This window comes from Nitrospinota bacterium (genome assembly GCA_035528715.1).
In the GTDB taxonomy this organism is placed as follows: Bacteria; JADFOP01; JADFOP01; order DATKYB01; family DATKYB01; genus DATKYB01.
Map to the genome: position 1 here is coordinate 1 of DATKYB010000095.1, position 25245 is coordinate 25245.

Genomic DNA, 25245 nt, shown 5'->3' on the forward strand with positions numbered 1-25245 from the left:
GCAATTGTCATTATTGGGGAATATCATGCAAGCGAAGATCGTCAATCTATGCGAAGTATACTTGAGAACCAAGGTTTAAGTTGTAAAGTTACATTTCTATAAATAAATTGAAAAGCAATTATGACAGTCCATAAGAAGTTATTTACCATTTTTGCCATTTGATTTGATAATTTTGGTAAATTAAATAAGTCGGTTAAGGAATGATAACCATTAAAACAAGGATTGAAACCCTATTAAACCAGCCAAAGAGGCAATAGATTTAGAGTTTGAAAGAATCATCCGGTTTTACTGTGACCACTTTAGAGGTCATAATAGACTCAATCTTTACTCCCTTAAATTCCTTTTTTATTCTTTATCTTTAAAGTGTTTATTCCTTAGTTCCATAACTAATATGCTTGTCTCGCTTTTTCATTAATTTCATAAAATCTTCAATTAAAGATTGTTGAATAGAATCTTCCTTAAGTTCCACAGCAATATAGTATCCCTCATCACCTATCTTTTCACAACGGACGACCCTGCTAGGAATCTCTATAAAAGAATCATCACTCGGAAGATCATTATTGGGTAGCAAAAGCCTTATATAAACTTTCGAGTCTTGTTTGTAGGATTTAAAAGAAGTAAATTTTACTCCTACAGTAGAAATATCACAGATTTTCCCTCTAAGTAGATTTTCGCTTACTACCTTTTGAGGACATACATCAATCATGGCGTGGTCTAAATTTGTTCTTGGTGCTCGACGTCTCTCTATCTGTTCTGTCTTTTTCATTTATAAAATAATTTGTAAATTAAAAATTTAATCGTTTTTTATTTTATCGGAAATCTCCTTTCAGAACTTAGGATGTCTTAATCAAGAACTTTTAACGCCACTAACATATTTATCTTTAGAGTATATTGAATTGGTTATCCCACAATTTCATAATTCTTATATATTCTTTTATGAGAGATTGTTGATAGTAATCTTCATCAAATTCTACAGCAATATGGTACCCCTCACTACTTTTCTCTTCGCACCGCACAACCTTTCCAGAAATATTTACCAAAGAATTAAGATTCGGTAGCAAAAGACCAACAAAGATTTTTGAGTCCTTAGCATACTGTTTTTTAGAGATAAATTTTGCTCCCAAAGTAGATAAATCACAGATTTTTCCTCTCAGTTCTTTATGATGTTTCACATCTATAGGATATACATCCATAGCAGCGGAATGAAGAACTGTTCTTATTGCTCTGCGCCTTTCTATTTGTTCTTTTATCATCTTAAGATTATATAGTGAGAATGTTAATTATCTTTTCCACTACCACTGTAAAACCTTTTTCTCTCCTCCATCACTAATTTATAAAAATCACATTCATAGCATTCTTTTGGATCTTTATAGTAAAAATCACTGATTACAACCCAGCAAGCACGGCCAGCGTTTTTTCCATCATTGACTTCATCCAGATCAGTTTCATGCGTAACAGGACAAACACCAAGTCTCTCTGTATTTGCCCCGCCTGGTTCTCTACCGCATTTTTTGAATTCCCAACAGTTTATTTTTGACATCTCTCATCAAGTAATTTTTAACATTATATTTATCGCATATTATTAATTTTAGTAAATACCCTAAATAGGCTAATTTTGAGGTTTTTTTAGATTAATAAACTTGGACATAGTGAAGAAGTTTTGGTTATTTCTAGAAAGATTTTTTCATGAATAGAGGAGAGTTTAATTGATAGACAATGTTCTAGATAAAAAATTAAATCGGAAGAAAGTTGTTAAAAGTTTAATGACTGATTTGATTGAACTGAAAAACTACTCAAATAGGTTATTGACTTAACCCCTTTTTAAAAAGATAATAATGAAATTTATTATTTATCTTTAACTGTTAATCTTAATCTTTTAAGTTCAGTTGGTATGTATATAGTTGTATGTTCTTATTTCCTGCAATTTTTCTATAAAACGAAACCACAAAACCCTATTGACAAAAATCAGCTTTTTTGGTATAAATAATTGATTTATTTTAACTTTGTGATTCCATAAAGGCAAAAATGAGAAGAAGAACTAATAAGTTGAATGAATCAGAAACCCAGCGCAGGAAGGCTGAAGAAGCGCTTAGAGAAAGCGAAGAACATTATAGAATATTTTCATCATATCAACGCGCAATCTCTGAACTGCGTAAGTTCTATATATCGGATGCTACCTTTGAACAGATGATTCAGAAAATACTTGATTTGATGATTGAAGAGTTTGGTTATTACATGGCCTGGTATGCGGAATTGATAGAAGAGGAAAAAGTAATTCTTCCGAAGCTATGGGCTGGAAGATACGAGAAGTACCTCGATGGATTGCGGCTTGAATATGAGGATGATAAAAAAGATGCTAAATGCGCCATGAGCCTTGCGATTCTAACGAAAAAGCCCTTTGGTTATGCAGACCTTGAGCACGATAAAGATTTTGAAAAATGGCGTTCTTTTGCCCTTCAATACGGTTATCGCTCAAACCAAGCAATACCACTTATCAGAGATGGCAAATGCAAGAGTGCCTTTTTGGTTTACAGCACAAAGCCTTTTGCCTTTAGCGAAAATTTGATTGAATATCTCAAAGGCATCGTAGATGAACTGGCTACGATTATTGAAAATATCACTGAACGAAAGAAGGCTCAAGAAGCGCTGCAAAAGGCCCACAACGAGCTGGAAATGCGGGTTGAAGAAAGAACAGCAGAATTGAATACTATACTTACGAATATGCATCAAGGCATAGCATACTTAGATGAAAACAATAACATAAAATATGTCAACCAACAATGTTTAAATTTGTTTGGATTGAAACATGAAGATGTTTTCGGAAAAAATATTTACGAGTTCCATTCTCCAGAAAAGAAAGAAAAAATAGAAGCACTTATCAATGAATTTAGAAACGGAAAAAAATCTTTACATCTTGTTGAAGTTGTAAAAGGTAAATTTGTAGACAATACGTTTTATAGAATTCAGGATACTGATTGCAACTACCGAGGCATATTGCTGAGTACCTTTGATATCACCGGGCGAAAGGAGGCTGAGGAGGCACTGAAGAAAAAGACAGAACAGCAAAAAACCCTTTACGAACTCAGCAAGAAAATAGCCTCCTTTGTTTCAAAAGAAAAACTTCTTCCCTGGCTAGCAAAACAGGCTACAAAGCTTCTTAATGCTGATGAATGCTTTTACAGGTTAAGGGAAGGAGATTACCTTGTTAGGGGTGCTAGCACCGACAAGGCTATAGAGAAAATGCTTAAGAAAAGACTAAAAATAGATGAAAGCCTAAGCGGTACTATAGCCAAGGAAAGGAGGCCTTTGGTTATTGAGGATTTGCAAAAGGATAAAAGGCTTATAGAGAAACACAGGGAAGTGTCTAAAAGGTTTGGATTTAAATCCTTCCTCGGGGTTCCTATGATGGTAAAGGATAGATTGATAGGTGTGATAATTGTTAAAACAAAACATTTAAGAAAATTTACAGAAAGTGACATAGAACTTCTCTCTGCCTTTGCGGATATGGCTGCTATAGTTATTGAGAAAGCAAGGCTATTTGAAGATCTGGAAAAGGCAAAGAAAGAGCTGGAAAAATCAGAAAGAAATCTCAAGAAATTTTCAGGAAAGATACTATCTATAAGGGAAAGAGAGAAGAAGAAGATAGCCACTAACCTGCATGATGCACTTGGTTCTATGGCTATAGACTTAAATGCCAGCTTGAGCATTGCTGAAGAAGAAATTAATAATAAGAACATAAGAGACGCTCGTAAATATCTTCGTCAAACAAAAGACAAGCTTAAAAACATGATTCGAAATTTAAAAAATATTGCTGTAGATATAAGGCCAATAGATTTGGATATCATAGGGCTCCCATCAGCATTGAGAGAATATTTTTCAACACTTGCAAAACAAGCAAAGCTCAGGATAGATTTTAATGTGGATATCGATGAAGAGAAACTTAATGACGAAGTATCCATTGCCTTATACAGAGTAGCCCAAGAGGCTTTAAATAATGTTATCAAGCATGCAGAGGCTAAAAAGGTAAGAATAAATCTCTACTCTCAAGAGAACAGTATAAAATTCGATATATCTGATAACGGTAATGGTTTTGAACTTGACAGAGATTTATTGCAAATCGGCAAATTTCTGAAAATGGGTATCACTGGAATGCGAGAAAGAATTGAATCTTTAGATGGAACATTTAATATTAAATCAGCACCTAAGAAAGGAACTGAGATAAATATAATATTACCTGTTTAATAGGAGCATCGTCTTGAGTATTGAAGTGATTATAGGAGATGACCACAATATTGTTAGAGAAGGTATCAAGGAAGTTATTGAGAGAAAGGCGAAGGATATAAAAGTCATAGGAGAGGCTTCCAATGGAAATGAGATTTTAAATCTAGCAAAGACCAAGCCAGCAGATGTTTATATTATTGATATAACCATGCCTATTTTAAACGGGATTGAAACAACAGATAGGCTTGTAAGAATGAATCCGAAAAGCAAGATAATTATTCTAAGCATGCACAATAATAGAAGTTTAATTGAAAGGGCTTTTAAATATGGGGCTAAAGGCTACATATTAAAGGAGAGCGATGTTGAAGAGGTGATCCATGCTATTCGTGAAGTATATATGAATAGATTCTTTCTCAGCTCAAAAATATCAAAGTTTGTGGTACATTCATTTCTTGGGAAGAAACATTCCTCCAAGGCAGTTAAGATATTAGGTCAGCTTACAAGAAGAGAGCGAGAAATTCTTCAGCTTATAGGGGAGGGCTTTGATGATCAAGAAATAGCTATGAAATTAAATGTATCTTTACACACTGCACATGCTCACAGAAAAAGTATCATGCGAAAACTTGATTTACACAAACAAGCTGATCTTATCAGATATGCCTTAAAAGAAGGCATTTGCAAATTGTGAGAGTTAATTCCTAAATCCCACCTTATCAAAAATTTTTCCAATCTATTTAACCACCCAAAATATTCATTTTTCAATGAAAATACAGTTTAAAATTAACCATTTTAGGGTATTAAGTAAATAATAATAAATGACGATAAAAAATTTATATTTAAAAATTAATGGGACATAAAATATACCTGATTTAAATATGAAAATACTGCTTGTGGAAAATTCTAAAAATATAAGAAAAATATTTAAAGGGATTCTTCATCATTTAGGTTACAATAGAATAGTTGAAGCAGATAATGGTAGGAGTGCTTTAACCTTATTAAAGAAAGAAAAAATAAATTTAATCATATCAAACTGGTATATTCCTAAGATGTCAGGATTGGATCTTCTCAAGGCTGTTAGGAGCGATGACTCATTAAAATCCACCCATTTTTTTATGGTTACTTACCAGGCAGAGAAAGAGAAAATTATTAGCGCTCTAGAAGCAGGGGTAAGCAGATATATTTTAATGCCTTTTACATCCGAGGTATTGAAGAAAAATATTGATGAGATATTTACTCGTTAACAAATGCCATTTGATTTGATAAACTTTTATTTGACTACCTTTTTTTAATTCTCTTACAATTTTCCTATAAGTCCTTAGTTGACAAGATATTCCGACTAATTCCCAGTTGCTACACATTTTTCTCATTTGATCTGACCATTTTTCTCATTTGATATGACCAGTAACAACAAATGTTATTGGTCATATTTTCTGAGAAAAAAACGTAATTAACCGTAATAGGCCGTAATTATCAGAAATTTAAAGGCTTATAGAGAAAATTAAGGGTGAATTTATAAAGAAGATGGTCAAATTAAATGAGAAAAATGATGAGATTTCCACAGGAAATAGTCAGATAGTCTGAGAAAAATAAACGGCGCCGCAGAGTTTTGTCAAAAAATGTCAACTCGCTGTCAATCAATTACTTATAAATTTTAATCTCCTTTAAGATCCTTATTTTTAACTCAAAAACTGTCACCTACAATAAGCTAAAGTGCGTGACAAAGTGGGTGACAGACAAGAAAAGTAGGTGACAGCTGTAAGTGTTTTAAAAATAAAATATTATAAAAGAGGAGAATTTTTGGGATTTAAGAAAGTCTTTCAAAGTGGGTGACAAATGTGATGATATAACTAGGGGTTTTTTATCTTTAAGACCATATTCCCAATTTTTATATAAATAAACGTTTTATTATTGATTAGGATGTTTTTGATAAGATATATCCAACATTTGTAAATTATTGACAAGATATTAGATAAGAATAATATTTTATGAACTTAGCCTATAAGCTATATTCAGTCCTTTCAAATCTTATTTTTTTCTCTTGTGTTTCGGTTTAATAAAAATTAATATTTGATAGAATGATCTAAAGCTTTTCTGAATATTCTAGAACCATTTAAGCAGAATAAGGCTCTACTTAATGGTCAAGACAAAATATAGAAATAAAACAAAAAAGCAAAACTTAAATAAATCGGTAAAAGTACGCAAATCGATTACAAACAGAAAAATATCTAAAAAATATCCTCTCTCACTTGAAATGGCACTTAAAAAATTAAAAAAATCTGAGTCGGAATTAGAGCAGATTTTTAATACAGCGGCAAATGCTATGTGGGTCATAGATGCTGATTATAATATTCTCCGTATTAACGAAACATTTTTGAATCTCAATGTCCTATCTGATCGTCAGATAACAAACAAGAAGTGTTATGAGATTTTTAAAAGTAAACTCTGTAATACTGAAAGATGTCCCCTTAGAAGAATTCTTCATGGTGAAGGAAGTGTAGAATGCGAATTGGAGAAAGAAAGGCTGGACAGAACCAAGGCAACATTCTTGGTAAAAGCAGTTCCTTTTAGAAGTCTTGATGGTTCGCTTATGGGAATTGTTGAAGATTTTCGTGATATCAGTAAACTTAAATTGGCCGAGGAACGCACTCACAGACTATCCCAAAAACTTATCCAAGCCATAGAAGAAGAGCGTTCTAGAATAGCTAGAGAACTTCACGACGAACTCGGACAAATCTTGACATCTGTCAAAATGGATGCTGCATGGCTTAGTGAACATATCTCCAAAGATAAGGTATCAGTAAAAAAGACTTTTAAGAGAATGTGTAATTTGATTGAAAAATCTATTGATGAAATCAGAAAGGTATCTTTTGACCTCAGACCAAGCGTTTTGGACGATATGGGCCTTGAGGCTGCAGTATTATGGCTCACTGAGGAATTTAAAGAGTATTCAAAGATAGAATGTATTGTTTTATTTGACCTAAACAAGAAACGTTTGGCGAGGCATATTGAAACTGCACTTTACAGAATCATACAGGAGTCTCTGACAAATGTAGCACGACATGCCAATGCTACCCATGTCATCATAGAGGCTATAGCAAAAGATAACACTCTGAGACTCAAGATTGTTGATGATGGAATTGGCATCGATCTGGAAAAAATCATAGATCCTCACTCAGTTGGTATTACTGGAATGACTGAATACGCAAAGATACTCTCAGGCAATTTAAGCATAGAAGGTGAACAAGGAAAAGGGACGCACGTTATTGTAGAGATCCCTTTGGTCTACAAATAGAAGTAAAAAAGGGGTGGTCATGATTAAGGTAATTATCGCTGATGATCATCGAATTGTCCGTGAAGGACTGAAGCGCATTCTCGATGAAACCCATGACATAAAGGTTATAGGTGAAGCTTCTACAGGAATAGAAGCTATTCAGAAGATTGAAGCTAATCCCCCAGATGTATTAATTCTTGATATCTCAATGCCTGATATGGATGGTTTGGATGCTACTAAACAGATTCATGAGACTTTCCCAAAACTGCCAATTCTTATTCTGACTGTTCATCTCCCTAAGCAGTATGCCCTTCGCCTTTTTCGCGCTGGTGCCAAGGGATATCTTGTTAAAGATGTTGCATCCGAAGAACTCGTAAAGGCTCTGCGTAAGCTGAATGCTGGTAAGCTATATTTGAGTCCTGAAGTCTCAGAAGAGTTGGCTCTTCAAAAGATCAAAAGCGATGCCGATTTTTCACCGGTAGAGTGCCTTTCGGATCGTGAGCTTCAGATCCTTTGTTTTATAGCATCTGGAAAAACTACCAGGGAAATAGCTGCATCTTTAAATCTCAGTTCAAAAACAATCGATACCTACAGAACCAGACTTTTTGAGAAACTAAACCTGCGAAATAACTCTGAATTGATAAAGTTTGCCCTTCACCACAAACTTGTAGATTATTAAAATTTATTTTATTTTCCTTTTCCAACCTCTTTAATCGGTATTATTTATCTTACAATAGAACGCAGATGCTATTTTTGCAATTTGATTTCTATCCTTCATTATTCTTTATTTTCTTCCCGTTGATGTCTATCTTACCCCTTTTATCGTAAGGAAATTTCCTACAAGTTTTGTAAAAAAATTCTGACTTAAAGTTCAGCTTTTCTTTGATAGTAAGCATTAATTATCACAAGTATATTTTAAGTATAGATTATTTTATTTGCATAGGATTGTATGGGTAAGGAATAAACAATAATTTAATATTTAAAATCCTTTGTTCTTATATCAGTTAGAAAGTGTTCTATGGCTAAATGCATAGATGTGCTGATTGCCGATCAATCTGAGGAAATGAGAAAGAAACTACGAGAAATCCTCGAAAGCACCGGCAAAATAAAGGTAATAGGTATGGCTAAAGATGGGAAGGAAGCTATTAGCCTGTTTGAAAAGTTAAAACCCCATGCAGTGATATTAGACATAAAAATCCCTGTACAAGGTGGGGTTGAAACCGCCGTAGAGCTCTATTTCAGGGCCCCTGAAATTCCCATCATTATTCTAAGGGATTACCCAGAGCTAAGATTTCGAGAAACATTTCTAAAGACAAAGCATATAGTTTTCCTGGATAAGTCAAAGGAATTTGAGATGATTCCAAAAGTTCTTGAGAAGCTTTGTCAAGGTTCTTTGAAAAAGAAGAAGAAATAATTTTAAGTCTAAAAATAAAACGAATTGAAAAACTTAGACAACAACGTTTTTAAGATGGAAGAAATTTATAGAATAAACAAATTCTCTATATATTTAAAAAATGAGAAATTCTTCAAAGAGTTACTGTCTTAAAATAAATTAAATAAAGAGAAAGGAGGTGAAAGATCAGTATTTAGTTGAATCGTTAGAGAAATTTCCTTGAAAGGAGGGAAAAATGAAGTTCTTCTTAGATAAGAGCAAACCACTAATATGGGGGCTTATTTTAGCATTGTGTTTGGTTCCTCTGCTATTAGGAAGTGCTGATGCCTGGAAACCAGAAAAGCCTATAACAGTAGTTATCCCTTATGCCCGTGGTGGGGCTGATATTATAGGCAGGTTTATTCAGAGCGTAGTAGGAAAGTACAAGTTCTGTGAGCAACCTCTTGTGGTCATCAACAAAGAAGGTGGTTCAGGAACGGTAGGACTGAAGTATTTAATTGACAGAAAGGGGGACCCCCACTATTTTATGGTCAGCCTATCCAGCATAGTCACCACACCACTTCATACTGATATCGGTTTTTCCTGGAGAGATGCAACTCCGTTTTGCCGGCTCGCTCTGGACAGGCATGCCCTCTGTATATCTACCAAGAAATATCCTAACATGTATACACTGGCTCAGTTTGTCGAAGAAGCAAAAGCAGCTGAAAAGAGGGGAAAACTCCTTCAGTGCGGTGGAACTGGTGTCAAACAGGAAGATCAGATAGTCATGATCATGCTGGAGAAGGCTACCGGGATTGATCTAAAATACATACCCTTTAAGAGCGGAGGGGTAGTAGCTAAAAACTTGATAGGGGGACATATAGACTGCACCGTGAATAATCCCTCCGAATTTCTCGGTTATACCCTGGCAGGAGAAGAAAGACAACTCGTAGCCTTTGATAAAAAGAGGGTCATAGGTTATATCAATGTTCCTACCATGCCTGAGCTGGGACATCCTGAGGCTACCTATGCAATGCTGAGAGGCCTCTTTATGCCTCCTGGGGTCAAGCCAGAGCATATAGAATACATGAGTGGTTTAATTAAAAAGGTGATAGCAACTACTGAATGGCATGGCTTCTGTTCCAGAATTATGCTTGACTGTTCGGAGCCTATATTTGGAGAGGAGTTTAAAAAGTGGATGGAAGAGTATGATGCTTTACATGTGAAATATATGAAAGCAGAAGGGCTCATTAAGTAAATCTGATTTTTAAAAGTAAAGCGAGTTATATGTTGTAGTAGTCTGTGGCCCCAGCTGTTGCCCCTGGCTATGTCCCCTGGCTACCAAAAATGGTAGCCGGGGGACAATAGCATAATTGAGTTTTTTAAAAAGAAAAAAGTTGGTGATAATGATCCCTCATCGTTTAAAAAAAGTATTGATACATACATGATATTAAAAGAGGATAACTTCTATGAAAAAAGGTGAAATCTATATGGCTGTTTTCTGGGCAGTGCTTTCTATCGCTATTATGTTAGAGAGTGGTGTCATTCCTGCTACGAGGCAATCGATTGCCTGGGAAAAGGGTGTTGGTCCTGCTTCTGGTTGGTTTCCCTTTTATCTGGCGGGCTTGATGTTGATATGCAGTCTGATCGTGCTGATACCAAAGGTAATTGATGCAGTAAAAGAAGGTCTAGCTGATAAGCCCTTTGTTACCTTAGAGGCTTTAAAAGAAGTGCTCTGGGGTTTTTGGCCTATGTTTGCCTTTGTCTTTACTATTCCCTGGCTTGGATTTTACCTCGGCGCTACGATATATATTATTTACTATATGAGAGCTGTTGGAAGGCATTCCTGGAAACTGTCATTGCCAACAGGGATCCTTTTTAATGTTGCTGTCTTTTATATTTTTGAAAAGAGCCTTAAATTAACCTTGGAAAAAGGTATTACCGAGTCATTATTATTTAAATTATTATAAAAAGGAGTTAATTTATGGAAGGAATACTATCGAATTTAGCATTGGGATTTCAGGTAACATTTACTCCTTTTAATATGTTAGTAGGCTTTTTAGGTGTTGTTTTAGGGATGATATTCGGGCTTCTACCAGGATTGGGCCCTCTCAATGGTGTGGCTATTCTCCTTCCTGTTACCTTTGTTTTGCCTCCTGAGTCCTCCATGATCTTTATAGCTGCTATCTACTACGCTGGAACTGCTGGAGGTGCCATAACCTCAATCTCTCTCAATATTCCGGGAACACCTATGGCAGCAGCTACCTGTCTTGATGGACACCCCATGGCAAAAAAGGGTGAGGGAGCCCTTGCCATCTTTGTTGCCGCTACTGCCTCCCTTATTGGTGGGACACTCGCCTGTGTTGGGTTTGTTTTTCTGGCTCCGCCCCTTGCCAGATATGCCCTCGCTTTTGGCCCTTGTGACTATTTTGCCTTGATGATTTTAGCTTATGCCTGCTTTGCTGGATTAGGGGGAAAATCGGTCACAAAGACTGTTATCATGACGATCTTCGGCCTGATTGTAAGCTGTGTAGGAATGGACGTAATATCCGGTAACCCCAGAGTTACCTTTGGTTACATGGGATTTTATAATGCCATCACCTTCCTGACAGCAGTTGTGGGCATGTTTGGAATTGGGGAGGTCCTTGTAACTATAGAAAAAGGGATAAAGGCTGAGATTATCCATCCTGATGTCAAATGGAAAGATTATGTCCAAGCCTGGAAATTAATTTGGAAGCATAGGGTTTTGGTATTATCTGATACTGTATTGGGGTTTTTGGTAGGCGTCCTTCCTGCTGCAGGAGCCACACCAGCCTCCTTTATGAGTTACGGTTTTTCAAAATCTTTTTCCAGGAGGTCAAAGGAATGGGGAACAGGGGTTCCTGAAGGAGTCATGGCTACTGAGTCATCCAATCATGCGGCCAGCACAGGTGCTTTTGTTCCCATGGTAACCCTGGGTATTCCTGGATCTCCACTAGCAGCCATTGTTCTGGGTGGAATGTTGATCTGGGGGCTTGTTCCTGGTCCTCGCCTTTTTATTGAACAGCCCAGGTTTGTCTGGGGGCTTATTGCCTGTGGCTTTATTGTTAACATTCTGGCCTATATATTTGAGGTTTCTCTGGTTCCTTTTTTGATGAAGGTATTGAAAACCCCCTTTACCATCATGACCCCAATTATAGCCATCTTCTGTTTGATAACCGGTTATGTTCAAAATTTTGGTATGGTTGAGGTATGGGAGGTATTGATTTTTGGTATCCTCGGATATTTCTGTAAAAAGACAGATTACCCTGTGGCGCCCTTTATCTTAGCCTTGGTTCTTGGTCCCATGACCGAGTACGCTCTGCGTCAGAGCCTTCTCCAGTCTGATGGCTCTCTGATGATTTTCGTTACTCATCCCATATCTTTAACACTTTTGATTATCTCAATATTCCTCTATGCTTTTCCAATAACTAAAGGAGTAGTTGAGGGAAGGAGATCGAAGAGAGAGGCCATGGAGGCTAAGTCTTAAAATGATAAAAACCTCATTTTTCTTAAAGTGACAGATATAATAAATAAAGTTTAGCCTTATACTTTTAAGAATTTGTTTATCAGGGGATATATAAATGGAAGGAATCGAAACTTTCGAAATCGAGCCCATTGATGAGATCAAAATATTTGATGTTTTGGGAGATTATGCAGGAACCGAAGGGAGTGTGATTAAAGATAAGAACGGGAAGAGCATTCTCATTCCTTACGGGAACTATGATCTTTTTGATTTAAAGAACAGCCTGAGCGGAGCCCATGCCTTTTGCAACTATATCAAGATTACAAAAGGGAAAGAATCCCACTATTTGATATTTGATACAGGGCAGAATGGGTCCGCATTAGAACACAACACCAAGGTTCTTAGCTCTCTTGACAAGGACTTTGACCCAAAAAGGACGGAGATGCTCCTTCTTAGCCACGGTCATACGGATCACTATGGAAATCTCAATAAAGCTCTTGAGATTATAAATCCCGATGCAAAAAGGGAGGTCCCTCTGTATATCAGCGGGGAGACATTCTGGAACCCAAGGGCTAAAATACCCAAAGAATCAAACATCGAGACAAAGGATTATATTATTTACAAACCGGATAAAAAACAAGCTGAGGAGCGCGGCGGAAAATGGATAAGCTCCTATCATCCAAAGCTTCTCATAGATAATATGGTTCTCTATCTCGGAAGTATCAGGCCTGAAGCAAAAAAAATAGGTGTTGCAAAAGATTATGAGATGAAACCCCGTCCCTGGCCCAAGATATATACATGTGATAATAACGGAAATGCTGTTTCCGAGGATCATGCTGAAGAAGATACCTCTATAGCTTTTAATGTAAAAGACAAGGGTTTGGTTGTTATTACAGGATGCTCCCATGCCGGTGTCAACACCTCTCTGAATTACGCAAGGACCATATCAGGAACAGATAAGGTTTACTGTTATTATGGAGGATTCCATCCAAACACAGATCCAGAAGCTACAGCAAAAGACCTCCTTGAACAAAATATCCGCTATCTGATTCCGACTCACTGTTCCCCTTCTCGTCTTATAAATTTTCTCTGGCAAGAGAACAATAAATCTGAAAAGGGATTTATGCTCACTAAAAACCACTTGGCTCCAGTAGGACATACATACATTTTTTCCAGCAATTATCAAGATTCTTGAGATAGCGGTTTAATAAATTAATAAACATTAAAATTAAGAAAAGAAGTTTTAATGGCTATTTTATTTAAAAAGATTTTGGTACCAACAGATAATTCAGAGAATTCAAGAGAAGCATTTAAGTATGCCATGAATATAGCAGAAATATATGAAGCGATAATTTATGTTGTTCATGTGATAGATATTGACCATTTAGAAGAGTTCTATAAATTTGAGACAAGTCCATATGCATCTCGTGTAGATATGAAAGAGAATATTGTCAAAAAAGAAATGAAAGAAACAGAGGAATTTATAAATAAGAATATCAAGGGTGAAAAAGGACTTAAGATAGAGAAGATTATAAAAAAGGGAAATCCCTTTGTAAAGATAATTATAGCTGCAAGGGAGATAGAGGCCGATTTGATAGTAATGGGTACCCATGGAAGAACAGGGCTTTTTCATGTTTTGATGGGAAGTGTTGCTGAAAGGGTAGTTAGAACGGCTCCTTGTCCTGTATTAACTCTTAAAACAAAGGATTTTAAATTTAAGTTACCGTGTATATTGGTATAGATTGTTTTAGTATCGATGTATCTATCTTTATAGAGAAACTAAATGGATAAGTTCAAGCGTTATAAATTTAGTCTTTTTTTATTTTTCATTCCTTTTTTTCTCTTTCTTTTCTGGAGTTTCCCGTCTGTTATTCATTCATCAGAGAGCAGTTGTGTATCCTGTCATACTAGTGGATCTAAGCTTATCAAGATAACGAGGAAGATAGAGGCAGCGAGACCTTTGATTTATAAACCAAACTTCTCACAAATCTTAAAATCAATAATCATAAAAAAACCTTGACAAGAAAGTTTATTGGTTATATATTATGAGCATATGCTCATTGCCGAGAGGGTTTTTAAATGGTACGTCCAAGAAAAAATAGGTTTGTGTGGGGAAACCCTATTTCAACTTCTTTCAGACCAGGGGGGATAAGGATTTCTCAGTCAGAATTTCTGACTTTAAGAGTTGATGAATTCGAGGCTATAAGACTTGCAGACTTTGAAGGTCTTTATCAGGAAGAGGCAGCAAAGATGATGAAGATTTCAAGACAAACATTTGGAAGAATCCTGCAAGAGGCTCACAGAAAGATAGCAGAGTGTCTTGTTAAAGGAAATGCATTAAGGATAGAGGGTGGAAGTTATACCACGGCAGACAGATTATTCTATTGTATCCAGTGTGGAAATACATGGGTAACAGAAGAAGCGGTTCAGAAACCTCAAGACTGCCCTGAATGCAAAGAACCCGATATACGAATGATAAGAAGGGGTGAGCCCTTCCACTGGAGATTTGGGAGATGTCGAGGGAAAGGAAGATGGCATGGTCCTCCATGGAAATAAATGTTTAAAAACAATAATAGAATAATGATTTGTTAAAATAAGTCTATTTTTATAACAAAATATTAAATTAAAGGAGGTGACTTAATATGTATGGCAGAGGAAGAGGTTGGTGGCCCGGATGGTACAGTAAGGCCACACCTTCAGGTTATTCTTATATTGGACCCTGTTTATGTGGTTTTGGACCTCATGCCTATTACCAAGATCCAGCGGGACGGATGGCTCATGCTTCCCAAGTATACAGCTTTGGTCCTGTCCCTCCTTCATCAGCTACAAAAGAAGACCTTGAGTATGAACTAAAGATCCTAAAGGATGAAAAAGCCGAGCTTGAGAAAAGACTTAACGAAATAGAAAAAGAGCTGAAAAAGGAGGAAAAATAGAGAGAGTGGGAACTAACCTTCCCACTTTCTCTAAAAAAGAGGTGATAGTATGAAAATTTGCATTTCTTCAAAAGGAGATATTTTGGAGCCAAAAGTTGATTCCCGATTTGGAAGAAGCCGCTATTTTATCTTTGTGGATCCAGAAAACTTCAAATGTTAATATATAAAGAATCCCAACATTTCACAATGAGAAAAATTTTTTTATATAATAGATGAGAATGATTATCATTATTAAAAAGATTCTTATTTTAGTAAAAGTTAGTGTAAAAACCTTAAGTCATTAAACACAGGAGTAAAAAATGCCAGTACTAGATAAGACTGAAATGAAAAAAGAATTAGATCGTATTCATTGGTTCTTTTCAGAAAGGTTTGGAGGTAATTGGATTAAAGTAAAATTCTATAAAGAAACACCAAACTTAAAACAGGGGAAAAAATTAAAAAATATAAGATTTTGTGAGGCAACTAAAGAAGCCATAATACATCCCGTTTTTTTGGATAAAGAGAGTATTTCTTGTTTGGGAGCAGAATATGCTTTTGGATGGAATTCAGATTATAGAAATAAACTCTTAGATGCTTGTCAGGATAAGCGTCAGATTGGAAAAGATATTCTTCTTAAATCATTGTTTTCTCACATTCCCCGTTTTAAAAAGCCCTTTCAATATATTGGACTGAATACTGAAGGAGAACCTGATCTTATAATGGCGTATATGCTTCCAGAACAGGTAATGAATATAATAAAAAAATATAATGATAATTTCGGAGAGAATTTGGATGTGTATTTAAACTGTATGATGTCAATATGCGGGGGCATTGCGGTTAGAACTTATTCAATGGGGAAAATTAGTATTTCTTTTGGATGTGATGATGCAAGAAAATATTCAAACATGAGTCGAGGAAGATTGGTGGTAGGTATTCCCAAGAGGTTGTTTAATGTATTTGTTGCTTAGAAAAAGGTTTTAAATTTTATAAAATGAAAATCAAAGTAGTTTTTGATAGTAAAAGTATAGGGAAGGGATTTTCAGTAGGATGGGGTATCTCTTTTTTAGTGGACGACCATATCTTATTCGATACTGGTGAAAAATCAGTCTATTTATTCAATAACTTAAAAAAGATGAATATAGATATCTCCAGTATAAAAGCGGTTGTTATTTCTCATGACCATTGGGATCATACAGGAGGTTTATGGGATCTCTTGAAGAAGAGAAAAGGAATCAAGGTCTATGCTTGCCCTCATTTTACTGATGAATTTAAAGAAAAGGCAAAAAAATTACAAGGAAGACTTCTAGAGACAGGAAACTTTGCTGAAATTAAAAAGAATATTTTTGTCACAGGTGAAATACCAGGAAATTATAACGACCAATATATGCCTGAGCAGTCAATTGTTGTAAAAACTGTTAATGGTATCAGTGTAGTAACAGGATGTTGTCATCCTGGGATTGTAAAAATATTGAGAACAGTAAGAGAAAAATTTCCTGGGGAGAGATTTAATTTGGCATTTGGCGGATTTCATTTGAGAAATAGTGAAAAAATACTCATAAAAAATACCATTGAAAAATTGCAGGAAATGAAGGTTGAAAGGGTTGGGTTAACTCACTGTAGTGGCAGGGAAGCAGAGGAGATGTTTAAGGAAAGTTATAAAGAGCATTATATTTCAATAAAAGCTGGGTTAACAATAGAAGCTTAGATTGAAATTCTTATAATTCTATCAATTTTTCGTAGATGGGGTTGAGAAAAGATATAAAAAATAAAGAGGGGGTGAAGAATTGAATGTATCATGCCAATTTTCTCTCTATCCCCTGGGGAAGCAAGATCTAGGGGATATTATTTACAAGGCATTGGATGAATTAAAGAAAAGAGATATAAAATATGATCTCGGTGCAATGAGTACTATTTTCTCAGGAGATTCTGATGAGGTATTTTCCTGTATGAAGAGTATTTTTGATGTCGCGGCAAAAGAGGGAGGGGTAGTTTTAACATTAACCCTTTCCAATGCATGTAAGGTATGAAAATCATTATAACAGAAAGAAGGAGGTGCTGCTGTGAAGGAACCTTGGTCTAATTATTTTAAAATGGGAATCGTTCATTTTATGGCCTTTCTAGGCACTCTAAAGGGAGAGGGTCCTGTTCTTGAGACTATCCAGAAGATTGCTGAGGATGATTTCTTTGATGTGATTGAAGTTGGAATCATGAAGGACAGCGAAACAAGAAAAAAGGCTCGAGCCATTATAGAAACAGCTCATATGGAGGTAGGTTTTGGTGGTCAGCCAGGACTATTAACTGGTCAGCATGACCTCAATTCTCTGGACGAGGGTATAAGGAAAAAAGCGATCGACAGATCAAAGCAATCTGTAGATGAAGCCATAGAGCTTGGTGCCAAAAGGGTAGCTCTTTTAAGCGGTAAAGACCCTGGTGATAAAGACAGGGAAAAAGCCACGGAGCTTTTGGTTGATTCTCTCTGTCAGGTCTCTGATTATGCCAACAGCAAAGGGCTGGAAGGAATAACCCTAGAGGCCTTTGATAAGACAATTGATAAGAAATGTCTGGTTGGGCCCTCGGATATTGCTGTTAAAGTCTCCAAAGCCATGAGAGATAAGGGTTATGATTTTGGTCTTATGTGGGATCTCAGTCATGTTCCCATTCTTTTTGAGGATATGGAAAAGGCATTAGAGACGATTAAAGATCATCTGATTCATATTCATATTGGTAATGCTCTTTACAAAGATACAAGTGATGTTGCCTGCGGAGATAAACACCCCAGGTTCGGTTATCCAGGTGGTGAGAATGACGTTCTGCAACTCGCTGCATTCTTAAAGGCATTATTCAAGATAGGATATTTAGGAGAGGGAAAAAGACCAATCGTATCTTTTGAAGTCATGCCCTTTGGTGAAGAGACATCTGAACTGGTGATTGCCAATGCTAAAAGAACATTAAAAGAAGCGTGGTCACAGGTTTAAGTTTATTTAAAACAATATGTTAGAAATATTTTACAGCTTTACAGAATTTGTAAAAAATACTATATAACAAATAAAAATATTTTTTTATCTAATAGATGAGAATAACTATTATTATTAAAAATATCCCTATTTCAGTAAAATTTATTGCAAAAACTTTAAATCAAAAATAGAAAGGAGGTGTTTTTTATGCCCGGAGGAGATAGAACAGGCCCTCTAGGATTAGGACCAGGAACAGGTTGGGGTATGGGTTACTGTTACGGCTATCCAGTTGCAGGCTATGCCAATCCTGCTGGAGGAAGGTGGTTTGGGTTTGGTCGAGGATGGGGCAGAGGCATGGGTTGGGGACGTGGCGGGTTTGGCAGAGGAAGAGGCTTTTGGCGAGGAGGAGCATATCCCTATGCGTATAATCCAGGGGTTTATTCATACGCTTCTTATGGATATCCCGATGCTCCAAATATAACCCCACAGCAGGAAGCGGATATGCTAAGAGAAGAAGCCAAGTCCATGCAGGACGAGATTAAAAGTATAAATGAGCGTATAGCAGGACTTGAGTCCGAGACGAAGGCTAAGGCTAAAGATAAAGGCCGTTAATATGAATAAAATGAGCAGGAGTAGAATACCCCACTCTATTCCTGCTCGTTTAAAAATTTAAAAAAGGAGATTAAGCTTGAAAGTATCAATCTCTACGGATGGAGATTCTGTATCTCTTCATTTCGGTCGTTGCCCTACATTTACCATTGTTGAGATTGATGATAAGGGTTTGGTGAATAAAAAGGCAATTGATAATCCAGGTCATCATCCCGGGCTTTTACCTCAATTTTTTCATGAACAAGGCATAGATTGTGTTATTGCAGGAGGTATGGGGGCAAGAGCCTCAGGATTATTTAAACAATATGGCATAGAAACTCTTACTGGAATTAGCGGGAGGATTGATGAGGTTATAGATAAATTAATCAAAGGAACCCTTGAAGGCGGAGAATCCTTATGCATTCCTGGTTCTGGTAAGAATTATGGCTTGGATAAAACCGAATGTGATCACGCTTCTGATCATAAAGAGTAGTTTAAAAAACCAATAATCAAAGAAAGAGGTGATAATAATGAAGATTTGCGTTACTTCTCAGGGAGAGAATTTGGATTCAGAAGTTGATTCCAGGTTTGGAAGAAGTCATTACTTTATTATTGTAGATTCAGAAAATCTCGATTTTGAATCTATAAAAAATCCTAACATTGAGGCTGTGGGTGGAGCAGGAATCCAGTCAGCCCAATTAATTGCAAATAAAGGGGCAAAAGTTTTGCTTACAGGTCACTGTGGGCCAAATGGATTTCATACCTTACAGGCAGCAGGTGTCGAGGTAATTGTTGGAGCATCTGGAACTGTTAAAGAGGCGATTGAAAAATATAAAAAAGGTGAGCTTAAAGCAACGGATAGTCCAGATGTAATGTCTGAGTTTGGAATGCCTAAAAAGAGCTATGAACTTTAAATAATAGAAAGGAGGTTTAAAATGCCATTTGGAGATGGAACAGGCCCTCTCGGGCAAGGTCCAGGAACAGGGAGAAGAAACGGTGGTGCTGGCAGGGGCCGTATGGGTGGCAATCGACCTGGGGCAGGCCCTTCAGGTAATTGTATCTGTCCAAGTTGTGGAAAAAAGGTGGCACATCAAATTGGTGTTCCTTGCTCTACCGCAACCTGTCCTAATTGCGGTTCAAAAATGGTTAGAGAATAAAATTCTTTCAAATAGATACCAGATTTAAGTAATACTTCTCATCATTTGAGAATGAATATTTCCCAAAAAAAATAAAAAAGAAGAAAGTTAAAAAACCTGTTTACCAAAAAGAAACTCCTGAAAGGAACGGGCGATGATCATTTCTGTTGCTAGCGGTAAGGGTGGGACGGGAAAGACAACCGTCGCTGTAAGTCTGGCATTGTCTCTGTCTAATGTTCAGCTTCTGGACTGCGATGTCGAGGAGCCAAACGCCCATCTTTTTTTAAAATACCAAATCAAAGAAAAAAGGTCTGTTTTTGTCCCTGTCCCAAAAGTAGATGAATCTCAATGCAACTTCTGTGGTAAGTGTGCTGAAGTCTGTGCCTATAATGCAATTGCGGTCTTGAAAAACAAGGTATTAATCTTCCCCGAACTCTGTCATGGGTGTGGTGGCTGCAGTCTTTTTTGTCCTGAAAAGGCAATTTTTGAAGTAGATAAGGAGATAGGGGAATTAGAGATAGGAAAGAATGGTAAAAATATCGATTTTGTCCAAGGTATATTGAAGGTTGGCGAAGCAAGGTCTTCTCCTTTAATAAGAGAGGTTAAAAAATACATCGATACAGACAAGGAGGTTATTATAGATGCTCCACCTGGCACGAGGTGCTCTGTTGTCGAATCCATCAAGAGAAGTAATTTTTGTATTCTTGTTACAGAGCCGACGCCTTTTGGTCTTCATGATTTAACTCTTGCGGTTGATGTATTGCAAAAGATGAAGATTCCTTTTGGTGTTGTCATCAATCGCTCAGATCTGGGAGATAAAAAAGTTGATGCTTACTGTCTTAAAGAAAATATTCCAATATTAATGAGAATCCCTTTTAGTAAGAATATAGCTGTGGCTTATTCTAAGGGGATTCCCGTAGTACAAGAAAAACCAGAATACTTGAGTAAGTTCAAAGGGCTTTTCCGTACCATAAGGGCTCTTTCGAAAAAATCAAGAGGGGGGTAGAAGCTATAAATATTTAAAAAACTTTTTTAGAAATGAGAAGGAGCGAATAAAATGCCGCTGTATAGCTTTATTTGTAATGACTGTGGAGCACAGTTTGAACTTTTAGTGGGCATGATTTGTGGAGAAGAAGAAAAGGTCTGCAAGGAATGCGGGAGTACTAAAATCTCTCGGCAGATGAGTAGCTTTAGTTTAGGCAAATCCTCCGGCACAGGTGGAAACTCAAGCTGTACCACACCAACCTGAGGAATATAATCTTTGGGGCAGTTGTCCTATACAAGCTCGATCAACATTTTCAAGGAGAAAAATGAGCCATATAAGAAAAAGCAGACAGTTTATCTATAAAAACCATGTAAAATGGTTAAAAGAAAGAAAAGGGCTTCTCTCATCTTCTGGAAAATCGACTATTGAGGTGGCTACACCACCCGAATTTAAAGGCCATCCTGACATATGGACTCCAGAAGATTTTTTTGTATCTTCTGTCAATATCTGTATTATGACCACTTTTTTGTATTTTGCTGAGAAAGAAAAGCTTGAATTGGTAAATTATGAGAGTTTTGCAGAGGGAACCTTAGAACGAGTAGAGGACAAATTCATGTTTTCCAAGATAAAAGTATTTCCTCAGATTTTTGTTGCATCTTTTGCAGACATTGAAAAGGCAAAAGACCTTTTAGGACTATCTGAAAAGGGATGTCTCATATCCAACTCAATAAAATCTGATGTTGAGATTAAACCTGAGATAGAAATTGGTTCTAAAGAATGATTTAAGATTTTGATTGTAATAAAAAATATTTATAAACTGTTATTAAGCCATATAATATCTTTTAACACCGATTGAATAAACATATCAACAACTTAGGGGTTATCACCAGTGAAACAAATCATTGTTATCAGCGGTAAAGGCGGAACAGGTAAGACGATTATCACGGCAAGCTTTGCCTCATTAGCTAAAAATAAAGTCATGGCTGATTGTGATGTCGACGCAGCGGATTTACATCTTTTGCTAAAACCAGTAGTCAAAGAAAGGAATCAATTCAAAAGTGGGCAGACTGCCAAGATTAATAAAAATCTGTGCTCGAAGTGTGGAGAATGTGTAAAAGCCTGTCATTTTGATGCAATAAGTAAAGATTTCATTATTGATTTCCTTTCCTGCGAAGGATGTGCTGTTTGTAGTCTTATCTGTCCTGATAAAGCTATATCCATGGAAGATAATCTATCGGGGGAATGGTTTATCTCTGAAACAAAATACGGCCCAATGGTACACGCAAAATTAGGAATTGCTGCAGAAAATTCTGGAAAACTTGTTACCATGGTGAGAAGGGCTGCAAAGCTGATTGCAGAAAAAGAACAGAAGGATTATTGCATTATAGATGGACCGCCTGGAATCGGCTGCCCAGTTATTGCCTCATTGGTTGGCGTTGACTTTGCATTGATAGTCACGGAACCAACTCTATCTGGCATTCATGATCTAAAAAGGGTCCTTAGCATTGCCAAACAAAATAAGATAAAAACCTCTGTATGCATAAATAAGTATGATCTAAATCTTGAAAATACTCAAAAGATAAAAGATTTCTGCAAAAAATCTAAGGTAGATATGGCAGGAGACATCCCTTTTGACAAAGAGGCTGTCAAATCTTTAATTAATGCAGTGCCTCTCGTAGAATATGATGAAAACCGAGAAGCTTCCATAAGAATAAAAGAGATGTGGAATAAAATCAAGAAGACGTTATGGCAAGATATGGAACTAAAGAAAGAGGTAGTAAAAAATTAAAAATATGTGAAAGATTCTGAATTTAACAAATAAGTATCTTTCCTTAGAGATAAAGATTCTTGAAATTAGTATGGTCAGTTCCATACTATTTGGCTGTGACAAAGGGAGATTAAAATGAGTGAAAAGGTAAATCAAAAAAACCGTAAGGAACAAATAGAAAAGCAGATAAAGAGAGTCAAAGAAAACATGACTAAAATAAGAAATAAATTGATGGTTTTTAGTGGAAAAGGTGGTGTCGGTAAAACTACGACTGCAGTTAATCTGGCCTATGGATTAGCTACAAGAGGATATCAAACGGGGATATTGGATGTCGATATTCATGGCCCCAACGTTCCAAAGATGTTAGGGATTGAGAACTCAAGAATTATGGTTTCTGACTTAGGGATTGAACCTGTAAGCCTACTCCCCAACTTAAAGGTAATGAGTCTTGCTTTGATTGGTTTGGGAAAAGATGAACCTGTTGTCTGGAGAGGACCTCTTAAGGCTGGGTTAATAAGACAGTTTCTGGCTGATGTCAATTGGGGAAAACTTGATTATCTTATTGTAGATTCTCCTCCAGGAACCGGGGATGAGCCTTTATCTATCTGTCAGCTTATATCAGATATAAACGGTGCAATCATTGTTACTACTCCTCAAGATGTGGCCATCTTAGATTCAAGAAAAGGTGTTTTATTTGCGAAAAAACTAAATATTCCCTTTATAGGAGTCATTGAAAATATGAGTGGCCTTGTTTGCCCTTACTGTCAGAAGAGTATTGATCTGTTTAAAACAGGCGGTGGCCAAAAGATTGCCAACGACTTAGAAGTATCTTTCTTAGGCAAGATTCCTATTGAACCTGATATAGTAAAATTGTCAGATGAAGGAAAACCATTTATCTACTTTAGAAAAAAGACTGAAACCGCAAAAGTCTTTGAAGAGATTATAGATAAGATGGAAAATTCTTTGACATTAAAAGTTCATTGAGGATTATTATGAAACAAAGAAAATTTAAATATATCTATGGTCCCGTTTCATCGTGGAGACTTGGAAGATCTCTGGGCATTGATCCAATCTCTTCCAAGGAGAAGGTTTGTACATTTGATTGTGTTTACTGCCAGCTGGGAGAGACATTTAAGTTTGATAATATGAGAAAGATATATGTCAAGACGAGTGAAATCATAAAAGAAATAAATAGAGTGCCAAAAATTCCTATTGATCACATTACATTTTCTGGTAGAGGAGAGCCAACATTGGCCAAGAATCTGGGTGAAATGATTGAGGCGATAAAGTCTTTTCGATCTGAAAAAATAGCTGTATTAACGAATTCCTCCTTGATGGAAAGGGAAGATGTTCAGAGGGATTTATTGAAAGCGGATTTTGTCGTAGCCAAATTAGATGCTTGTTATGAAGAATTATTTATGAAGATAAACAGGCCGATGTGGGGGATTTTTTTTGATTTTGTTTTAAGTGGGATAAAGAAATTCAGAGCAGAATATCATGGTAGATTCGCATTACAGATTATGTTCATTGAAGAAAATAAGAATAGCTGTGAAAAGCTTGCTAAGATTGTAAAAGAGATTGAGCCTGATGAAGTCCAGATTAATACTCCACTTCGACCCTGTGAAGCAAAACCGCTATCAGAGGAGGAAATCTCCACTATAAAAGAATATTTCATTGGATTGAACCCTATCTCTGTATATGAAAAAGAGAGAAAAGAAACTGTTCCTATTAGCAGCAAAGAGACTTTAGTAAGGAGAGGAAAAATAGCTTAGAATCATTCTTTAAACTTTAATATAAATTTTTTTAAAATCAAAGGATGTGAAATAGAGATGAAGATACTGATAACTGGGGGTTCGGGTTCTGTAGGGAGTTATACGGTTCCAAGATTAATGGAGAAGGGGCATGAGATAAAGGTATTAGATAAGAGCATTGATCTTTTTAAGGGTAAGGAAGGGAAGGGTCTAGAGCTGATAGAGGGTGGAGTAGAAGAGAGGGATAAGGTAAGGGATGCAGTGAAAGACACAGAGGTTGTGGTTCATCTTGCCTGGTCATTTTCTGAGGATCCTTTTGAGACCTTTGAAGTCGATATGATGGGACTTTTAAATTTACTAGATGCATCGGTTAAAAGTAAGGTAAAGCAATTTATATTTGTAAGCAGTGCTGTGGTGTATGGTTCGCCGAAGTATGCTCCTATTGATGAGAAACATTCGTGTGATGTTGAGGATTCCAGGAAGCCCCTTTATGCTTTAGCAAAGTATGCAGGTGAGAAGCTTTGTCTTGTCTATCAGAAAGAGAGCAATTTACCCGCAACCAACATAAGATTTTGGTGGGGATTTGGAGAGGAGATTGGGGGAAAGCATCTAAGGAATATGATTCAGACGGCTTTGGATGGGAAGGTGATACAGGTTCCAGAGGGTGCAGGTGGAAGTTTTCTTCATTTTGATGATTTTCTTTTAGGTTTGGAGAAGGTATTGTTGAACGAGAAGGCATGGGGTGAAACATTTAACTTATCCTCTTTTTATATAACCTGGGAAGAGGTAGCCAAGATGATTGT

31 protein-coding genes are annotated in these 25245 nt (G+C 36.4%); 28 read left to right on the forward strand and 3 right to left on the reverse strand.

What is annotated here, in order from left to right:
* Nucleotides 1-367 precede the first annotated feature (367 nt).
* The 3 genes from VMW81_06900 to VMW81_06910 form a co-directional block, all read right to left on the reverse strand.
* A complete protein-coding gene (locus tag VMW81_06900) occupies nucleotides 368-766 on the reverse strand; it encodes a PilZ domain-containing protein (GenBank protein HUU50668.1) in 399 nt (132 codons plus the stop codon).
* 115 nt (nucleotides 767-881) lie between these two features.
* Entirely contained in the window at nucleotides 882-1253 is a 372-nt protein-coding gene (locus tag VMW81_06905) for a PilZ domain-containing protein (protein ID HUU50669.1), read from the reverse strand.
* 23 nt (nucleotides 1254-1276) lie between these two features.
* Entirely contained in the window at nucleotides 1277-1540 is a 264-nt protein-coding gene (locus tag VMW81_06910; protein HUU50670.1) for a hypothetical protein, read from the reverse strand.
* 485 nt (nucleotides 1541-2025) lie between these two features.
* On the opposite strand from VMW81_06910, the gene VMW81_06915 reads away from it, so the two are divergent.
* From VMW81_06915 to VMW81_07050, 28 genes are all read left to right on the forward strand, one after another.
* On the forward strand, nucleotides 2026-4242 hold the full coding sequence (locus VMW81_06915; GenBank protein ID HUU50671.1) for a GAF domain-containing protein: 2217 nt from the start codon (nucleotides 2026-2028) through the stop codon (nucleotides 4240-4242).
* Between the two features lie 13 nt (nucleotides 4243-4255).
* Entirely contained in the window at nucleotides 4256-4909 is a 654-nt protein-coding gene (locus VMW81_06920) for a response regulator transcription factor (protein HUU50672.1), read from the forward strand.
* 202 nt (nucleotides 4910-5111) lie between these two features.
* Nucleotides 5112-5462 (forward strand): response regulator, encoded by a 351-nt coding sequence (locus tag VMW81_06925; GenBank protein HUU50673.1) that lies wholly within the window; start codon nucleotides 5112-5114, stop codon nucleotides 5460-5462.
* 893 nt (nucleotides 5463-6355) lie between these two features.
* Complete coding sequence (locus VMW81_06930) at nucleotides 6356-7513, forward strand: histidine kinase (protein ID HUU50674.1); 1158 nt, start codon at nucleotides 6356-6358, stop codon at nucleotides 7511-7513.
* Between the two features lie 19 nt (nucleotides 7514-7532).
* A complete protein-coding gene (locus VMW81_06935) occupies nucleotides 7533-8171 on the forward strand; it encodes a response regulator transcription factor (protein HUU50675.1) in 639 nt (212 codons plus the stop codon).
* Nucleotides 8172-8510: 339 nt separating this feature from the next.
* On the forward strand, nucleotides 8511-8906 hold the full coding sequence (locus tag VMW81_06940) for a response regulator (GenBank protein HUU50676.1): 396 nt from the start codon (nucleotides 8511-8513) through the stop codon (nucleotides 8904-8906).
* 214 nt (nucleotides 8907-9120) lie between these two features.
* Nucleotides 9121-10122, forward strand: a complete 1002-nt coding sequence (locus tag VMW81_06945) for a tripartite tricarboxylate transporter substrate-binding protein (protein ID HUU50677.1) — start codon at nucleotides 9121-9123, stop codon at nucleotides 10120-10122.
* Nucleotides 10123-10333: 211 nt separating this feature from the next.
* Nucleotides 10334-10834, forward strand: a complete 501-nt coding sequence (locus tag VMW81_06950) for a tripartite tricarboxylate transporter TctB family protein (GenBank protein ID HUU50678.1) — start codon at nucleotides 10334-10336, stop codon at nucleotides 10832-10834.
* 14 nt (nucleotides 10835-10848) lie between these two features.
* A complete protein-coding gene (locus VMW81_06955) occupies nucleotides 10849-12372 on the forward strand; it encodes a tripartite tricarboxylate transporter permease (protein HUU50679.1) in 1524 nt (507 codons plus the stop codon).
* A 94-nt stretch (nucleotides 12373-12466) separates the two neighbouring features.
* Nucleotides 12467-13543, forward strand: a complete 1077-nt coding sequence (locus tag VMW81_06960) for an MBL fold metallo-hydrolase (GenBank protein HUU50680.1) — start codon at nucleotides 12467-12469, stop codon at nucleotides 13541-13543.
* 51 nt (nucleotides 13544-13594) lie between these two features.
* Complete coding sequence (locus VMW81_06965; GenBank protein HUU50681.1) at nucleotides 13595-14089, forward strand: universal stress protein; 495 nt, start codon at nucleotides 13595-13597, stop codon at nucleotides 14087-14089.
* Between the two features lie 338 nt (nucleotides 14090-14427).
* The gene (locus VMW81_06970) at nucleotides 14428-14904 is read left to right on the forward strand and encodes a DUF134 domain-containing protein (GenBank protein ID HUU50682.1); all 477 of its coding nucleotides are present in this window, start codon (nucleotides 14428-14430) and stop codon (nucleotides 14902-14904) included.
* Nucleotides 14905-14990: 86 nt separating this feature from the next.
* On the forward strand, nucleotides 14991-15281 hold the full coding sequence (locus VMW81_06975) for a hypothetical protein (protein ID HUU50683.1): 291 nt from the start codon (nucleotides 14991-14993) through the stop codon (nucleotides 15279-15281).
* A gap of 299 nt (nucleotides 15282-15580) precedes the next feature.
* Nucleotides 15581-16228, forward strand: a complete 648-nt coding sequence (locus VMW81_06980) for a DUF169 domain-containing protein (protein HUU50684.1) — start codon at nucleotides 15581-15583, stop codon at nucleotides 16226-16228.
* Nucleotides 16229-16251: 23 nt separating this feature from the next.
* Complete coding sequence (locus tag VMW81_06985) at nucleotides 16252-16965, forward strand: MBL fold metallo-hydrolase (GenBank protein ID HUU50685.1); 714 nt, start codon at nucleotides 16252-16254, stop codon at nucleotides 16963-16965.
* A 79-nt stretch (nucleotides 16966-17044) separates the two neighbouring features.
* A complete protein-coding gene (locus tag VMW81_06990; GenBank protein HUU50686.1) occupies nucleotides 17045-17287 on the forward strand; it encodes a YkoF family thiamine/hydroxymethylpyrimidine-binding protein in 243 nt (80 codons plus the stop codon).
* A gap of 33 nt (nucleotides 17288-17320) precedes the next feature.
* Nucleotides 17321-18235: a TIM barrel protein gene (locus tag VMW81_06995; GenBank protein ID HUU50687.1), complete on the forward strand. Its 915-nt coding sequence runs from the start codon at nucleotides 17321-17323 to the stop codon at nucleotides 18233-18235.
* 186 nt (nucleotides 18236-18421) lie between these two features.
* On the forward strand, nucleotides 18422-18826 hold the full coding sequence (locus tag VMW81_07000) for a DUF5320 domain-containing protein (GenBank protein HUU50688.1): 405 nt from the start codon (nucleotides 18422-18424) through the stop codon (nucleotides 18824-18826).
* A gap of 76 nt (nucleotides 18827-18902) precedes the next feature.
* A complete protein-coding gene (locus VMW81_07005; protein ID HUU50689.1) occupies nucleotides 18903-19295 on the forward strand; it encodes a NifB/NifX family molybdenum-iron cluster-binding protein in 393 nt (130 codons plus the stop codon).
* Nucleotides 19296-19332: 37 nt separating this feature from the next.
* The gene (locus tag VMW81_07010; GenBank protein ID HUU50690.1) at nucleotides 19333-19716 is read left to right on the forward strand and encodes a NifB/NifX family molybdenum-iron cluster-binding protein; all 384 of its coding nucleotides are present in this window, start codon (nucleotides 19333-19335) and stop codon (nucleotides 19714-19716) included.
* 21 nt (nucleotides 19717-19737) lie between these two features.
* Nucleotides 19738-19959, forward strand: coding sequence for a hypothetical protein (locus VMW81_07015; protein HUU50691.1), 222 nt, complete (start codon nucleotides 19738-19740; stop codon nucleotides 19957-19959).
* A 133-nt stretch (nucleotides 19960-20092) separates the two neighbouring features.
* A complete protein-coding gene (locus tag VMW81_07020) occupies nucleotides 20093-20944 on the forward strand; it encodes an ATP-binding protein (GenBank protein ID HUU50692.1) in 852 nt (283 codons plus the stop codon).
* A 51-nt stretch (nucleotides 20945-20995) separates the two neighbouring features.
* Nucleotides 20996-21187, forward strand: a complete 192-nt coding sequence (locus VMW81_07025; GenBank protein HUU50693.1) for a zinc ribbon domain-containing protein — start codon at nucleotides 20996-20998, stop codon at nucleotides 21185-21187.
* Nucleotides 21188-21248: 61 nt separating this feature from the next.
* Nucleotides 21249-21704, forward strand: a complete 456-nt coding sequence (locus tag VMW81_07030; GenBank protein HUU50694.1) for an OsmC family protein — start codon at nucleotides 21249-21251, stop codon at nucleotides 21702-21704.
* Nucleotides 21705-21812: 108 nt separating this feature from the next.
* Nucleotides 21813-22712, forward strand: coding sequence for an ATP-binding protein (locus VMW81_07035; GenBank protein HUU50695.1), 900 nt, complete (start codon nucleotides 21813-21815; stop codon nucleotides 22710-22712).
* Between the two features lie 114 nt (nucleotides 22713-22826).
* Nucleotides 22827-23675 (forward strand): Mrp/NBP35 family ATP-binding protein, encoded by an 849-nt coding sequence (locus VMW81_07040; protein ID HUU50696.1) that lies wholly within the window; start codon nucleotides 22827-22829, stop codon nucleotides 23673-23675.
* An 8-nt stretch (nucleotides 23676-23683) separates the two neighbouring features.
* Entirely contained in the window at nucleotides 23684-24463 is a 780-nt protein-coding gene (locus VMW81_07045; protein ID HUU50697.1) for a radical SAM protein, read from the forward strand.
* A gap of 57 nt (nucleotides 24464-24520) precedes the next feature.
* On the forward strand, nucleotides 24521-25245 hold a 725-nt coding region (locus VMW81_07050; protein HUU50698.1), incomplete at its 3' end, for an NAD(P)-dependent oxidoreductase.

Coding starts and splice junctions, on each gene's coding strand:
- VMW81_06900 (HUU50668.1), bottom strand. CDS start 766: ATGAAAAAGACAGAACAGATAGAGAGACGTCGAGCACCAAGAACAAAT.
- VMW81_06905 (HUU50669.1), bottom strand. CDS start 1,253: ATGATAAAAGAACAAATAGAAAGGCGCAGAGCAATAAGAACAGTTCTT.
- VMW81_06910 (HUU50670.1), bottom strand. CDS start 1,540: ATGTCAAAAATAAACTGTTGGGAATTCAAAAAATGCGGTAGAGAACCA.
- VMW81_06915 (HUU50671.1), top strand. CDS start 2,026: ATGAGAAGAAGAACTAATAAGTTGAATGAATCAGAAACCCAGCGCAGG.
- VMW81_06930 (HUU50674.1), top strand. CDS start 6,356: ATGGTCAAGACAAAATATAGAAATAAAACAAAAAAGCAAAACTTAAAT.
- VMW81_06935 (HUU50675.1), top strand. CDS start 7,533: ATGATTAAGGTAATTATCGCTGATGATCATCGAATTGTCCGTGAAGGA.
- VMW81_06940 (HUU50676.1), top strand. CDS start 8,511: ATGGCTAAATGCATAGATGTGCTGATTGCCGATCAATCTGAGGAAATG.
- VMW81_06945 (HUU50677.1), top strand. CDS start 9,121: ATGAAGTTCTTCTTAGATAAGAGCAAACCACTAATATGGGGGCTTATT.
- VMW81_06950 (HUU50678.1), top strand. CDS start 10,334: ATGAAAAAAGGTGAAATCTATATGGCTGTTTTCTGGGCAGTGCTTTCT.
- VMW81_06955 (HUU50679.1), top strand. CDS start 10,849: ATGGAAGGAATACTATCGAATTTAGCATTGGGATTTCAGGTAACATTT.
- VMW81_06960 (HUU50680.1), top strand. CDS start 12,467: ATGGAAGGAATCGAAACTTTCGAAATCGAGCCCATTGATGAGATCAAA.
- VMW81_06965 (HUU50681.1), top strand. CDS start 13,595: ATGGCTATTTTATTTAAAAAGATTTTGGTACCAACAGATAATTCAGAG.
- VMW81_06970 (HUU50682.1), top strand. CDS start 14,428: ATGGTACGTCCAAGAAAAAATAGGTTTGTGTGGGGAAACCCTATTTCA.
- VMW81_06975 (HUU50683.1), top strand. CDS start 14,991: ATGTATGGCAGAGGAAGAGGTTGGTGGCCCGGATGGTACAGTAAGGCC.
- VMW81_06980 (HUU50684.1), top strand. CDS start 15,581: ATGCCAGTACTAGATAAGACTGAAATGAAAAAAGAATTAGATCGTATT.
- VMW81_06985 (HUU50685.1), top strand. CDS start 16,252: ATGAAAATCAAAGTAGTTTTTGATAGTAAAAGTATAGGGAAGGGATTT.
- VMW81_07000 (HUU50688.1), top strand. CDS start 18,422: ATGCCCGGAGGAGATAGAACAGGCCCTCTAGGATTAGGACCAGGAACA.
- VMW81_07010 (HUU50690.1), top strand. CDS start 19,333: ATGAAGATTTGCGTTACTTCTCAGGGAGAGAATTTGGATTCAGAAGTT.
- VMW81_07015 (HUU50691.1), top strand. CDS start 19,738: ATGCCATTTGGAGATGGAACAGGCCCTCTCGGGCAAGGTCCAGGAACA.
- VMW81_07020 (HUU50692.1), top strand. CDS start 20,093: ATGATCATTTCTGTTGCTAGCGGTAAGGGTGGGACGGGAAAGACAACC.
- VMW81_07025 (HUU50693.1), top strand. CDS start 20,996: ATGCCGCTGTATAGCTTTATTTGTAATGACTGTGGAGCACAGTTTGAA.
- VMW81_07030 (HUU50694.1), top strand. CDS start 21,249: ATGAGCCATATAAGAAAAAGCAGACAGTTTATCTATAAAAACCATGTA.
- VMW81_07040 (HUU50696.1), top strand. CDS start 22,827: ATGAGTGAAAAGGTAAATCAAAAAAACCGTAAGGAACAAATAGAAAAG.
- VMW81_07045 (HUU50697.1), top strand. CDS start 23,684: ATGAAACAAAGAAAATTTAAATATATCTATGGTCCCGTTTCATCGTGG.